At 70.0% G+C, this 12,557-nt stretch carries 10 protein-coding genes and 2 pseudogenes; 4 read left to right on the top strand and 8 right to left on the bottom strand.

Annotation, left to right across the window (positions count from 1 at the left end):
* Positions 1-63: 63 nt before the first annotated feature.
* Positions 64-948 (bottom strand): annotated as a pseudogene (locus tag ACWCPN_RS15150) (tyrosine-type recombinase/integrase); the annotation flags it as partial.
* Between ACWCPN_RS15150 and ACWCPN_RS15145 the strand changes: the two are divergent.
* Positions 947-1,252: pseudogene (locus ACWCPN_RS15145) on the top strand (YdcF family protein); the annotation flags it as partial. The pseudogenes ACWCPN_RS15150 and ACWCPN_RS15145 overlap by 2 nt on opposite strands.
* A 118-nt stretch (positions 1,253-1,370) precedes the next feature.
* Here the strand turns inward: ACWCPN_RS15145 and ACWCPN_RS15140 are convergent.
* Positions 1,371-1,853 (bottom strand): hypothetical protein, encoded by a 483-nt coding sequence (locus tag ACWCPN_RS15140; protein ID WP_451205757.1) that lies wholly within the window; start codon positions 1,851-1,853, stop codon positions 1,371-1,373.
* 454 nt (positions 1,854-2,307) lie between these two features.
* On the opposite strand from ACWCPN_RS15140, the gene ACWCPN_RS15135 reads away from it, so the two are divergent.
* Entirely contained in the window at positions 2,308-3,948 is a 1,641-nt protein-coding gene (locus tag ACWCPN_RS15135) for a hypothetical protein (RefSeq protein WP_451205754.1), read from the top strand.
* Positions 3,949-4,186: 238 nt separating this feature from the next.
* Here the strand turns inward: ACWCPN_RS15135 and ACWCPN_RS15130 are convergent, their stop codons facing one another.
* The 5 genes from ACWCPN_RS15130 to ACWCPN_RS15110 are packed head-to-tail and all read right to left on the bottom strand — an operon-like array spanning position 4,187 to position 9,720.
* Positions 4,187-5,440: a styrene monooxygenase/indole monooxygenase family protein gene (locus ACWCPN_RS15130; RefSeq protein WP_451205751.1), complete on the bottom strand. Its 1,254-nt coding sequence runs from the start codon at positions 5,438-5,440 to the stop codon at positions 4,187-4,189.
* 24 nt (positions 5,441-5,464) lie between these two features.
* The gene (locus ACWCPN_RS15125) at positions 5,465-6,112 is read right to left on the bottom strand and encodes a GTP-binding protein (RefSeq protein ID WP_451205749.1); all 648 of its coding nucleotides are present in this window, start codon (positions 6,110-6,112) and stop codon (positions 5,465-5,467) included.
* Positions 6,093-6,503, bottom strand: coding sequence for a DUF742 domain-containing protein (locus ACWCPN_RS15120; RefSeq protein WP_199211981.1), 411 nt, complete (start codon positions 6,501-6,503; stop codon positions 6,093-6,095). Before ACWCPN_RS15120 ends, ACWCPN_RS15125 begins: the two co-directional genes overlap by 20 nt.
* The gene (locus ACWCPN_RS15115) at positions 6,500-6,997 is read right to left on the bottom strand and encodes a roadblock/LC7 domain-containing protein (protein WP_365119797.1); all 498 of its coding nucleotides are present in this window, start codon (positions 6,995-6,997) and stop codon (positions 6,500-6,502) included. Before ACWCPN_RS15115 ends, ACWCPN_RS15120 begins: the two co-directional genes overlap by 4 nt.
* Entirely contained in the window at positions 6,994-9,720 is a 2,727-nt protein-coding gene (locus tag ACWCPN_RS15110) for a nitrate- and nitrite sensing domain-containing protein (protein ID WP_451205745.1), read from the bottom strand. Before ACWCPN_RS15110 ends, ACWCPN_RS15115 begins: the two co-directional genes overlap by 4 nt.
* A 384-nt stretch (positions 9,721-10,104) precedes the next feature.
* On the opposite strand from ACWCPN_RS15110, the gene ACWCPN_RS15105 reads away from it, so the two are divergent.
* On the top strand, positions 10,105-10,893 hold the full coding sequence (locus ACWCPN_RS15105) for a hypothetical protein (protein ID WP_451205743.1): 789 nt from the start codon (positions 10,105-10,107) through the stop codon (positions 10,891-10,893).
* Positions 10,894-10,903: 10 nt separating this feature from the next.
* Here ACWCPN_RS15105 and ACWCPN_RS15100 read toward each other — a convergent pair whose 3' ends face one another.
* Positions 10,904-11,395, bottom strand: coding sequence for a MarR family winged helix-turn-helix transcriptional regulator (locus ACWCPN_RS15100; RefSeq protein ID WP_199211978.1), 492 nt, complete (start codon positions 11,393-11,395; stop codon positions 10,904-10,906).
* A 236-nt stretch (positions 11,396-11,631) separates the two neighbouring features.
* On the opposite strand from ACWCPN_RS15100, the gene ACWCPN_RS15095 reads away from it, so the two are divergent.
* The gene (locus ACWCPN_RS15095; RefSeq protein ID WP_451205740.1) at positions 11,632-12,456 is read left to right on the top strand and encodes a lysozyme; all 825 of its coding nucleotides are present in this window, start codon (positions 11,632-11,634) and stop codon (positions 12,454-12,456) included.
* Positions 12,457-12,557 lie beyond the last annotated feature (101 nt).

Raw genomic sequence — 12,557 nt, 5'->3', positions numbered from 1 at the left:
TTCTACCAGCGGTTTCCACCGAACTGGTCAGCCTTCACGGGGCCGTGGGCCGTCTGTGGGCCGTCAGCCGGTCAACGGGCCTTTGTCGTAGACGGTCGCGATCGCCGTGCGCGTCCGCTCCTGGCTGCTCGGCATCAGGTGCGCGTAGATCCGCAGCGTCAGGGCCGCATTGCTGTGCCCGAGGTACTCGCTGACCGCCTTGATGCTCTCCCCGCCGTCCAGGAGCGCGGACGCGTAGAAGTGCCTCAGCGCATGCATGCCGTGCTCACGAGCCGCCGCGTAACCGGCCGCCTTGGTCTTCGGCTCCGGAATGACGCCGGCCGCGACGAGCGCAGGCTTCCACGCCTCCTCGTTCAGGGAGGTGCGCCACACGTGGTTGCCCCCAGGCGCCATGAAGATGAGCCGCCGGGTCACCTTCGGCCCATCCGGTGTCTTCCACGGCAGCGTGATCTCAACCGGCGGGTACTGCTTCATGTGGGCCCTGAGCGCGTCGGCCACGGGACCGGGGAGCGGTACGTTCCTGGTCTTGCCGCCCTTGGGCAGCGCGAACACGGGCTTACTCCGGCTGAGCTTGAGCTGCTGCACCACATGCAGCGTGTCGGAATCGAAGTCGACCGCGTCCACGGCGATTCCCAGAATCTCCCCTTGTCGCATGCCGCACCCCGCGCCCAAGTCGACCACGGGTCGGTACCGTTCCGGCATTGCTGCCTGTACGACGAACACTCGCTCAACCGTCCACGGCACCACACGCCTGGGCTCAAGCGCGGGCGGCTTCACGGAGCGGGCGGAGACCGGGTTGCGGCTCAGGTACCCGTCGTCAACAGCCGCACTCAGGGCCGCTCGCACGTTGGCGTAGATAACCCGACCGTACGAGCCAGGCACCCGAGATTCGAGGCCCGCCACCCACTCTCGGATGTGCTCCGGCTTAAACGATCCGAGCGGACGTGTCCTGTTGATCAGCAAGCCGTATGAGGAGAGGCGGGCCTACGCCACCGCGCGGAAGCTGTGGCCCGCAGTCGAGATCGTCAGCGCGTCCAGTCCGATGACGCTGGAGGAGCACGTCGACTCCATCGGGGACGGCCGCTTGGTGATCGACATGCTTGTGGGGGCGCTGCAGCGACTGCTGCTCTATCCGGCGCAGGGCTTCATGATCAACCAGCCCGTGCCGGACAACGTACTCGAGGCCTGCGACCGGCTGTGCCACCAGGGCTTCACCAGCCGACTCCTGGTTACCGACCAGCCCTCTGCCTAAGCCCCGCTGCTTCCTTACCCGCCAGCCCGAGAGCTGGGTGAGTGGTGGGTAACTGATGGTGGTGACGGTGAGGCTCGAAGGACGGGCAGACGAACCAGCTATCAGAGACTCCGCCGGACTAAGACCATCGCTTGGTGATCGTTGCTGGAGACTCCGAGGCCGCCCACACCTGGATACGGATCTTCTCAGTCGTCTCGGGGCTCTCGTCGGAGTCGACGTCGGCCTGAGCTGCCCGAGCCAAGTTGCTCCGGGATACGCGGACGCGGTTCCAGCCTGGCGCGACCTCGAACGTGGCCGCATCGGGGGCGTAGTCCGTGCAGCCCAGAACCATCAGGCGACCCGACGGCACATCGAGGCTGGCCTCAACAACGTGATCGAATTCCGCGCTGTCATCACTCGGCTCCTGAGGCAGGACGACCACAGTGACGGATACGTTGACATTGACCACCGTGCCGATACCCAGCGCATCCTGTGCAACCGCGAGGTGATCGGCAACGGCCTGGCCCGTCCACGCGTCGCTTAGATCACCGTCCGAATCCGCATCGGATACATGTATCTGAAAGTAATCGGCGAAGAGGGTCAGCTCTGTCGTTGTCGTCATGGCGGCAGAGTGCCATGCAGCACTGACAGCCGATCTGACACCAGTGGCTGACACCAACAAGCGCGAACCGCAGCGGACGAGGCCGGACCTCAGTGAACGATCGGTCGCGGCACAGGGGCAGTTGGTCGACGTGGCCGACCCCTGTGATCGACCTGATGAGGATCAGGCCAAACTGCAAAGCCCACTCCTGGAGGGGCGTCGTCCGAACAACGGGCGCCGCCCCTTCGGCGTATGGCCACGCCGTTGGACTCCGCCGGCCTCGGCAGACCTGAAGGCTCCGGACCAGTCAGCACCGTTGCCCCGATTGGCGGATCCTACGTCTCTGCTCACCCCCCACTCTGCATACGCTACGTGTGCGAATGGCATCTCTTTGCAGCTTTTGTTCCGTTTCGCTGTCGTGTGTGGACGGCTGGGACCGCCGGGACACCAGTGCGCCGAGAAGAAGGAGGAAAGGGTGAAGGTAGGTATACGTCGCACGCGGGTGATCGGGGCCCTGGCTGCGCTGACGGTCGTCGCCGCCGGCTGCTCCTTCGCGGCAACCAACCTGTCGGGAACACCAGGGGGACCCCCCGATCCGTCGGCGGCCTCCTCGGCGTCCGCGGAGGCCCGGGATCTGATGATGGGCAATCCGCCCATCGGTGAGGCGGTCATCGCCCAGCAGGAAGCCGCCTGCGCGGCCAAGCAGCCCAACAGCCCCTGGTACCGGACTCTCGTGCCGTTCGAGCACTATGACTCCGCACGCACGAGTCTTCACCCCTGCGCGCAGTTCCCCGGGTCGATGACCGGGCCGAATGTGGTGGAGGCTCACCCCACCTCGGACAACATCTACTACTCCCAGTTCGACATCGCCACGCGCGGCTTGAAGGACATGTACGTCTACTACGGCGGCAACGGCGACCTGAACCCGCCCGCGCTACAGACCTTCGTCGCCAAGGTCCAGCCCGGCACGATGAAGCAGATCTGGCGCACCCCCCTGTCGGACGCCCGGACGAACAACGAGCTGCACGTGTCAGGCGCGGTGGACGTGATGGCGGACGGCAACATCGTCGCCATCTCCGACCACACGCTGTACAAGCTCGACGGCACCACGGGGAAGGTCCTCCTCAAGCAGGACATGCCCACCGGTGAGAGTCCCACCAACGACAGCGCGTTCAACGGCATCGACGCCTTTCCTGACGGCACCCTCGTCGTCCGGTCGCTGAACCGGCCGGTCGGATGCACGCTCAACGGCTACAGCGCCGCCGCGTACAAATGCCCCGGAGCCCCCAACTCGGCCAAGCCCTCCATCATCGGCACAGTCGACCCCAAGACGTTCAAGGTGCTCAGCTGGACCCAGCTGAAGGGCAACGTCCTCGGCCGGGTCACCACCAGCCGCTACCAGGGCCACGACTACGCCTACACCACCACCCCCACCCAGATCTTCCGCTACGTCTGGGACGGCCACACCATCAAGCAGGACACCACCTGGGGGCCGGTCACTTACGCCAAGCCCGGCCAGACCCAGGCAGGCGCTCCGGTGATCATGGGCGACTGGGTGGTCTTCTCCACTAATGGCAGCGCCTCCAAGGTGCCGCTCAGCGTGGTCGCTATCCACCAGAGCGGCTCCAAGCGGGTAACCCGCTTGGACCCCACACCGACACTCAAGCCCGGCCAGTACAGCTACTACTACGCCAAGGTCTCCGCGGACCCGGAGAACAGCCGCATCTACGTGATGGACTTCGGCCTCGGTACCGCCTCGGCCATCGACTTCCGAGACGGCCGCCTGTCACTGGCCTGGAAGGTCAAACAGCGCAGCAACAGCTACATCACGCTGATCGGTCCGGCCGACAAGCGAGTGTTCGTCAACGCCAACGCCCGCTCCAAAGAGACCGATCCCACCAAGTTCAACCCCGGCCCCCTAGGTGCCAACTACATGGACCAGATCCAGTGGCGCGACGCCCGCACCGGAAAACTGCTCGTCGCATCCGACTTCTACCCGCCGTCCAACCCGGCCGGCACTGTGCCCCCCGGCTACGGCGGCCTGATCTACGACATCCTCGGCAGTGGCCGAGCCGTCGTCATGGCCGTCCGCCCAGCCAGCCTGGACGACAAATGAGTCCTCGTAGAGATCACAAGGTGGCCGCGCCCCGCGCGTGCCCAACCAAGCGGGAAGCCACGGGCAGCACCCGACCGAAGAGGCTGGGCGAGGGCTGGTTCGCATCGAGGGGCTGAACGCCAGTAACGCCAGCGGCCCCGGAGAGGTATCTCCGGGGCCGTCTGTGGGCCGTGCGAGGACGGCCGACGTCGACCGACAACAACAGACGACGACGGCCGGAGCCCAGGTCAGAGGCCCGTCAGGCCCCGGCGACCGAGGCCAGGTAGGCGTTCGTCTTCTCCGGCTCGTAGAAGAAGTTCTCGAAGTCGGCCGGGTCGTTGAAGGCGTTGGCGAACCGGTCGGCGACGGGCTGGAGCTGGCCGGCCGCGCCGATGAGGTTGAGGATGTGCTCCGGCGGCGGTGCCAGCATGGCGTTGGTCCACTTGGTGACGTGCTGGGCCGTGGCCCAGTACCGGTCGAAGGTGGCCCGCATCCAGTCCTCGTCGAACGGCTTGTCGCCGTGTTCGACGATGGAGGCGAGGTACGCGGCGGCGCACTTGGACGCGGAGTTGGACCCCTGGCCGGTGATCGGGTCGTTGGCCACGACCACGTCGGCGACGCCCAGGACCAGACCGCCCGAGGGCAGGCGCCCGACGGGGTTGCGCACGGTCGGGGCGTAGCGGCCGGCCAGGGTGCCGCCCGCGTCCGTCAGCTCGGCCTTCGTCGCGCGCGCGTACTCCCAGGGCGTGAACTTCTCCATGAGCTGCAGGGTCAGGGAGAGGTGCTCGGCCGGGTCCTTGACGCCGTTGAAGACGTCCAGCGGACCGCCGGGGATGCCCTCCCAGAAGAGGATGTCGGCGCGGCCGGAGGTGGTGTAGGTCGGCATGATGAACAGCTCGCCGACCCCGGGGACGAGGTTGCAGCGGACCGCGTCGAAGTCCGGGTGCTCCGGGCGCGGGCCGAGGCCGTGCACGTAGGACACCGCGAGGGCGCGCTGCGGCTCGCTGTACGGGGAGCGCTCGGGGTCGCGGCTGAACATCGACACCAGCTCGCCCTTGCCGGCGGAGACCAGCACGAGGTCGTAGGCGCGGGAGAAGTAGTCGAGGTCGCCGACGGCCGCGCCGTGGATGACGAGCTGGCCGCCGCGCTGGGCGAAGGTCTCCATCCAGCCGGCCATCTTCACCCGCTGGTCGACGGACTGCGCGTACCCGTCCAGCTTGCCCACCCAGTCGATCGCGCGCTGGGAGGGGCCCGGGTCGAAGGAGCCGGGGGCCGCGACCGAGACGCCGAGGCCCTCGATCTTCGGGGCCTGGGACTCCCAGAAGTTGAGCTGGAGGTCGCGCTCGTGCCCGAGGGCCGTGTCGAACATGCACTGCGTCGACATGACCCGGCCGGAGCGGATCTCGTCCGCGGTCCGGTTCGACATCAGGGTGACCTCGTAGCCGTGCGACTGCAGGCCGAGGGCGAGCTGGAGTCCGGACTGGCCGGCTCCGACGACGAGTATCTTCCGCATGCGGGTGGTGCTCCTAGGTCGGGACTACTCGGGGGTTTCGTCCAGCGCGTGGCCCACGAGGGCCAGAAGGGTCTCGATGGCCGAGATCCGGCGCCGCGCGTCCATGATCATGACAGGGATGTGCGCGGGTATGGTCAGCGCCTCGCGTACGTCCTCCGGCTCGAACAGCTCGCTGTCGTCGAAGTGGTTGACCGCGACGACGTACGGCAGTCCGCAGCTCTCGAAGTAGTCCAGTGCGGGGAAACAGTCCTTCAGGCGGCGGGTGTCCGCCAGTACGACGGCACCGATGGCGCCGCGCACCAGGTCGTCCCACATGAACCAGAACCGCTGCTGGCCCGGCGTACCGAACAGGTAGAGCACCAGGTCGTCGTCGAGCGTGAGGCGGCCGAAGTCCATGGCCACGGTGGTGGTCGACTTGCCCGGCGTGTCGGTGAGGTCGTCGGTGCCCTCGCTCGCCTCGGTCATCAGCGCCTCGGTCTGCAGCGGCGTGATCTCCGAGACGGCCGTGACCAGCGTGGTCTTGCCGACGCCGAAGCCGCCGGCCACCACTATCTTCGTGGCCACGGGGGCCTGCGCACGGTCCTGCTGCCAGGCCTTCAGGTCCTCGTCGGGTTCGCTGAACCCGGCGACGAGGGGGGCGACGCCCGTGGCGTCAGAGACGGCGGAGTCCACTCAGCACCCTTTCCAGCAGAGCGCGGTCCGGACGGCCGGTGCCGTGACCGGTGCCGGTGCCGTACACACGGATCTTTCCCTGGTCCGCGAGGTCGCTCAGCAGCACGCGGACCACGCCGAGCGGCATCTTCAGCAGCGCGGCGATCTCGGCCACCGTGCGCATACGGCGGCACAGTTCGACGATGGCCCGCAGCTCGGGCATGACCCGGGTGGCGAGGGAACCATTCGTCAGTTCCTTGCGCTCCTCGGGGGCCTCCAGCGCGGCCACGAAGGTCTCCACGAGGAGGACGTGGCCGAAGCGGGTGCGACCGCCGGTGAGCGAGTAGGGGCGGACGCGGGCGGGTTTGCGCTCGCCGCCGCGCACGGGAAGTTTCTTCGGTGTACCGCTCATCGAGCGCTCCCCGTCGACTCGGCTTCCATTGACTTCCGCAGCTCACTGCGGAGTTCGGGGGTCAGGACGTGGCCGGCCCGGCCGACGAAGAGCGCCATGTGGTACGCCACCACGCTCATGTCGCACTCCGCGGAGCCGTGCACGCCGAGCAGCGAGCCGTCGCTGATCGACATCACGAACAGGCTGCCCTCGTCCATCGCGACCATCGTGTGCTTGACGCCGCCGAACTGCATGAGCTTGGCGGCGCCGATGGTGAGGCTGCCGATGCCGGAGACGATGGTCGCGAGGTCGGCGGCGGAGCCCCGGGGGCCCCTCACCGGGCGCGCCCTGCGGGACTGCTCGGCGTGTCCGGGGTCGGACGACAGGAGCAGCAGGCCGTCCGAGGAGACCACGGCGACGGACTGGATGCCGGGCACTTCCTCGACCAGGTTGGTCAGCAGCCAATGCAGGTTGCGGGCCTCACTGCTCAGTCCGAAGGTACTGGGCGCGGTCAACTGCTTGCCTCCTCGACGGTGCCCCCCGTGGTCTCTCCGGTACGTTCTGTGATCTCCGCCTCGACGTCCCGGTAACCGGCCTGCGCTCCCTGGCGGAAGCCGCCGAGCCTGCGCCGCAGGGCCTCGGCGTCGACGGACGTGCCGCGCCGGCGGGGCTGGGCGGCGGCGGGAGCGGTGATCTTGGGTGTGCGTTTGGGGAGGCCCTTGCTGGTGAGCGCCTCGTCCTCGGTGTCCGCGGACTCGTCCTCACCCGCGCCACCAGCCGTGCGGCTCTCGTCGTCGGGCGCGGGTGCCACCGGCGGGGCGTCCTCGCCGTCGGCGGCCGCGGGTCGCGTGGCGACCTCCGGCAGCAGCAGCTCCATGGTCGTCTCGGCGAAGGTCTCCGCGGGTGCCTTCGGCCGGGTCGCGGCCTCCTCGGCGGTCGGCTCCTCCGCGCGCGACCGCGCGTGGACCTCGGTGTCCTCCGCCGGGCCCGCCCCGGCCCCGGCCTCCCGGGCCGCCTTCTCGGCGAGGGCTACCAGGGGGTCGTTGTCCTTGGTGCGGGCGTGCAGCACGTTGGAGTTGACCTCGGCGTTGGCGCCGGGGAGGGAGAAGCTCTGGGTGTCCGAGAGCGTGGCCGGGCGCGGGGCCGTCGCCGCGGGGGCCTCGGCGAGCAGGGTCCGGGGCAGCACGACGACCGCCGCCACCCCGCCCTGCTTCTGCTCGCGCAGCTGCACGCGGATGCCGTGGCGCTGGGCGAGGCGGGCGACGACGTACAGGCCGAGGCCCAGGCCGTCGTCGCCCTCCTGGTCGTACGCCGACTCGGGGTCGAACTCGCCGAGGCGGGCGTTGAGGCGGTCCAGGCGGTCGCCGGTCATGCCGATGCCGCCGTCCTGGACGGACAGCATCACCTCGCCCGACTCCAGCAGCCAGCCGGAGACCTCGACGGGCAGGTCCGGCGGGGAGAACGAGGCCGCGTTCTCCATGAGTTCGGCGAGCAGGTGGGAGAGGTCGTCGGCGACGAAGCCGACCACGTGGGCGTGCGGGGGCAGGGCGGCGATGCGGACACGCTCGTAGCGTTCGATCTCGCTGACCGCCGCGCGGACCACGTCGACCAGCGGGACCGGGCCGTGGGACTGCTGGACGTGCTCGGTGCCGGCCAGGACCAGCAGGTTCTCGCTGTGCCGGCGCATGACCGTGGCGAAGTGGTCGAGCTTGAAGAGGGTGGCGAGCCGCTCCGGGTCCTGCTCGCGCTCCTCCAGGCCCTCGATCACGGCCAGTTGCCGCTCGACCAGACCGAGGGTGCGCAGGGCGAGGCTGACGAAGGTGCCGCCGATGCTGGTGCGCAGCCGCTCCAGCTGGGCGGCGGAGGCGTCGAGTTCGGCGCGCAGTTCCTCGCGGGCGTCGGCCATCTTCTGCCGCTGTCCGACCAGGTGCTTGCGGTCGGTCTCCAGGGTGGCCACCCGCTCCTGCAGGGCGGCGGCGCGCGCGTGCAGGGCGTTGACCGAGCGGACGACCTGGGCGAACTCGTCGTTGCGGCCGGTGAAGGCGACGGGCTCCTGGCCCGCCGGGTCCTCCGCCTCGGCCAGCCGTGCCGAGCCGCGGCGCAGCACCGACAGCGGGCGGGTGAGGGTGCGGGCCATGGCGGTGGCGATGCCGACGGTGAGGAGCATCAGGGCGCCGAGGACGGCGATGCGGATCTCCAGGGCGGTGACGTCGTCGTCCCGGAGCTTCTCGAGGTCCTTGGTGCGGTGGTCGTAGAGGGCCGACTCGGCGCCGCGCATCAGGTCCACCCGGGCGGACAGGGCCGCGTCCAGCTTCCTGGGGTCGGTGGCGGTGTCGCTGCCGGTGAAGGCGGGCTGGTCGGTGAGGGCGGCGAGGTACTTGTCGGCGGAGTTGACCTCGGGGCCGGTGACCGTGGAGTCGTAGGAGGCGACGGACGCCTTGGGGGCGGTCCCGCGGAAGTCGGCGAGGGCGGCGTCGGCGCGCAGCCGGGCCTGCTGGGCGGCGGCGGTGAGCGCGTCGCGCTGCTTGCGGCCCTCCGCGGTGGGCTCGCTGGTGGTGCTGGGCAGACCGGTGGCGGGGTCGATCACCGTCCGGGTGGTGGACGGGATGCCGAGCGCGGCCAGCAGCAGGCCCCGGGCGGCGGCGGACTGCTGGACGGCGGAGTCCAGCTCGGCGAGCGCGTGGCCGCCGGAGCCGGCCCGCGGGGGCATCCGGTCGGCCAGTTCGCCGGCGAGCCGGTGCAGTTCCGTGATGGTTCCCGAGTACGCCTGGTGGGTCTGAAGGGCGTCGGACTTGCCGGTGAGCGCGGCGTGCCGGACGGCGGCGATCCGGTCGAGGGCGGTGCGCAGGGCGGCCGGGGTGTCGGGGTCGGCGCGCAGGTCCTCGGCCTGGCGGTCGACGCGGGCGCTGCGCTGCTCGGTGGGCGCCTTGGACTTGGGGCGGCCCGCGGCTATGTAGGAGGTGACCTCGTCGCGCTCGTCGGCCAGCGAGTGGGCGAGCGCGAGGGCGTCCTGGGTGCGGGCGGACAGGGTGACCAGGTCCTGGGACTCACTGACGTCCTGGGAGGCGGTGAGCAGCGAGGGTGCTCCCGCTCCGGCGATGGCGGCGGCCACCACGGTCACGGCCACGATCAGCCGGGTCCGCACGTGGCGGGGGCGGCCGGTGCCCACGGGGGTCTGTTCGACGCCCCCTTCGGGAGCCGTCTGCCTGCCTGTGCGCCGAGGCCACTTCTTCTGCACCGGTGCTCGCATTCCTGAACTCGTCTGCTCAAGGGCCCGGGTGGCGGCCCGTCGTCTCGGGGCCAAGTGGTGCGTACACCCGGTTCATACGGTTTCCGACCCTCCCAGCGCCGGTGGGCAGTGGTCGCCCATCACCTGACCCGCCACTCGAAGGAGTGAACATCGGAGGGGAGTTGGCGGGCAAGTTCCGGCGGGGCCTGCGCCACGGGGGCGCGGCGGGCCGGTTGGACGCGCGCGGCAGGCTTTGGCAGTATTCGCCACCACGCGTTGCCGGAGTGCGTCAATTACCCCCAAAGCAGGCACCTGACCTGGGGGGCCGTGCCAATTCGGCGGCCGTTGCCAGCCTTTGGCGAAGGCTGTGAAGGCCTGGTGCAGACTGGCCGGATGCGCACAGATCTCGTTTCGGAATCCGGCGACGCGAACCGCCCCAACGAGGACTTCGCGGGCGTCGGACTACCCGCTTCCGGTCAGGGTGGTTGTGTGATCTTGCTGGACGGAGTGACTCCGCCGCGCGGCGCCACCGGCTGTGCACACTCCGTGCCCTGGTTCACGTCACGGCTCGGCGGGGCACTGACCGAACTGGCCGTTTCCGGCCGAGATCTGACCCTGCCGGAGGTCCTGTCGCGGGGCATCGCGCGGACGGCGGAGGCCCACGCGGGCACCTGTGACCTTTCTCACCCGCGCACCCCGCAGGCAACCGTGGCCCTGGTCCGCTGGTCCGCCGACCTGGTGGAGTACCTGGTGCTGTCCGACGCGGCACTGCTCCTGCGGGCGCCCGACGGCACCGTCACCGCGGTGCTGGACGACCGGCTGGCACGGCTGCCCCGCTCCGCCCTGGCCACCGACGCGCTGGTCGACGCCAACCTCCGCAACCGGGAGGGCGGCTTCTTCACGGCCGCCGCCGACCCCTCGGTCGCCGCCCGCGCGGTCGCCGGCACCCTTCCCCGCGACCGGGTCCGCGCGCTGGCGGCCCTGTCGGACGGCGCGACCCGCTGGACGGAGCTGTTCCGGGAGGGCGACTGGGCGGACCTGCTCGCCCTCGTCGCCAAGGAGGGCGCCCGCTCGCTGGTGGACCGGGTGCGCGCGCTGGAGTCGGCGGACCGGGAGGAGCGGGCGTTCCTGGGCCGCGGCAAGACGCACGACGACGCGACGGTGGTGTACGCCGAGCTGTGAGCGGAGGGGCTCAGCGCTCCATGACACCGTTCAACTCGTGCAGGAGCCGCGCCAGTTCGGACACCTCGCGGCGGTCCCAGTGGGCGAGCTGGCTGACGTAGCGGGCGCGGCGGGCCTCGCGGACCGTGCCGACGCGGCCGCGGCCCTCGTCGGTCAGGGTGACCAGCCAGGCGCGGCCGTCGGCCGGGTCGGGCTCGCGGGCGATCAGCCCCAGTTCCTCCAGGGCGCGGAGCTGGCGGGACATGGTCGCCTTGCCGACGCCGATGTAGGCGGCGAGCTCGGTGGCGCGCTGGCCGCCGAGCTCGTCGAGGCGGATGAGCAGCCCGTACGCGGAGGACTCCAGGTCGGGGTGGACCTCGCGGGCCATCTCACCCTGGTTGGCCCGGGCCCGCCTGAGCAGCACGGTCAACTCGCGTTCCAGTGCCAGGAATTCCTGGTCTGCACCACTGGGCGTCACCTGTGCGGTGACACGGCGTCCGTCGCCGTTTCCGTCCTCGTGCACGTCAGCACCCCTGATCGGTTTCGCCGTCCTGAAAGTTTTCGCCAACCGCCGTCATAGCCGCAGCTCTTCAAGTATTTCGCAGGCTTAGACCAACGGCAGCATCCGGATCCCCTTCCCACGATGTCATCTACGTGCGTAGCTTCTGTGACAGGCAAGCAATGACATGCCCACGCCAGTGGTCAAGCGGTCACCCCACGATCCCCCCACCCCCCCACCCCTCTCCCCGGAGGCACGTCATGCCCGTGCACAGACCCGGTTCCTTCCGTCCGCGCCCGCTCGCCGTCCTCGTCACGGCCCTGCTCATGGCGCTCGGCCTCGCCCTTCCGCTCACCGCCGCCCAGGCGGCGACCACCCCCGGCCGCGGCTCGGCGTCCATGGGCATGGGGGTGGCCGCCCACGACGGGCAGCACGGCACCCCCACCACCGGTGACGCCACCCAGACCGAGGGCGTGGACGTCGCCGGCTACCAGGGCAACGTCGCCTGGTCCACCCTCTGGAACAGCGGCGTGCGCTGGGCCTACACCAAGGCCACGGAGGGCACGTACTACACGAACCCGTACTTCGCCCAGCAGTACAACGGCTCGTACAACGTCGGCATGATCCGCGGCGCCTACCACTTCGCCACCCCGGACACCACGAGCGGCGCCACCCAGGCCAACTACTTCGTGGACCACGGCGGCGGCTGGTCGCGGGACGGCAAGACCCTGCCCGGTGTGCTCGACATCGAGTGGAACCCGTACGGCGCGGCCTGCTACGGCAAGACCGCCGGCGGGATGGTCAGCTGGATCGCCGACTTCCTCAACACCTACAAGGCGCGCACCGGCCGGGACGCCGTGATCTACACGGCGACGAGCTGGTGGACCGACTGCACCGGCAACTACGGCGGCTTCGCCGCCAACAACCCGCTGTGGATCGCCCGCTACGCCTCGACCGTGGGGACACTGCCGGCGGGATGGTCGTACTACACGATGTGGCAGTACACCTCGTCCGGCCCGACGGTCGGTGACCACGACAAGTTCAACGGCGCACTGGACCGGGTGCAGGCACTGGCCAACGGCTGATCCTCCCCGTGTTCCGGGACGGCGGCCGTCCCCGCGGACGGCCGCCGTCCCGCTGCGTTGGTGCTCCGCGCCGCCCGGGATCATGCTGGTCAGGGAGAGCC

This window comes from Streptomyces sp. NPDC002386, from assembly GCF_053593175.1.
This window is presented reverse-complemented; position numbering and strand designations above follow the sequence as displayed.

Bases quoted from the DNA above. Each gene is read 5' to 3' on its own strand.
- ACWCPN_RS15140 (WP_451205757.1), bottom strand. From the start codon at position 1,853: ATGACGACAACGACAGAGCTGACCCTCTTCGCCGATTACTTTCAGATA.
- ACWCPN_RS15130 (WP_451205751.1), bottom strand. From the start codon at position 5,440: ATGCGGAAGATACTCGTCGTCGGAGCCGGCCAGTCCGGACTCCAGCTC.
- ACWCPN_RS15120 (WP_199211981.1), bottom strand. From the start codon at position 6,503: ATGAGCGGTACACCGAAGAAACTTCCCGTGCGCGGCGGCGAGCGCAAA.
- ACWCPN_RS15105 (WP_451205743.1), top strand. From the start codon at position 10,105: ATGCGCACAGATCTCGTTTCGGAATCCGGCGACGCGAACCGCCCCAAC.
- ACWCPN_RS15095 (WP_451205740.1), top strand. From the start codon at position 11,632: ATGCCCGTGCACAGACCCGGTTCCTTCCGTCCGCGCCCGCTCGCCGTC.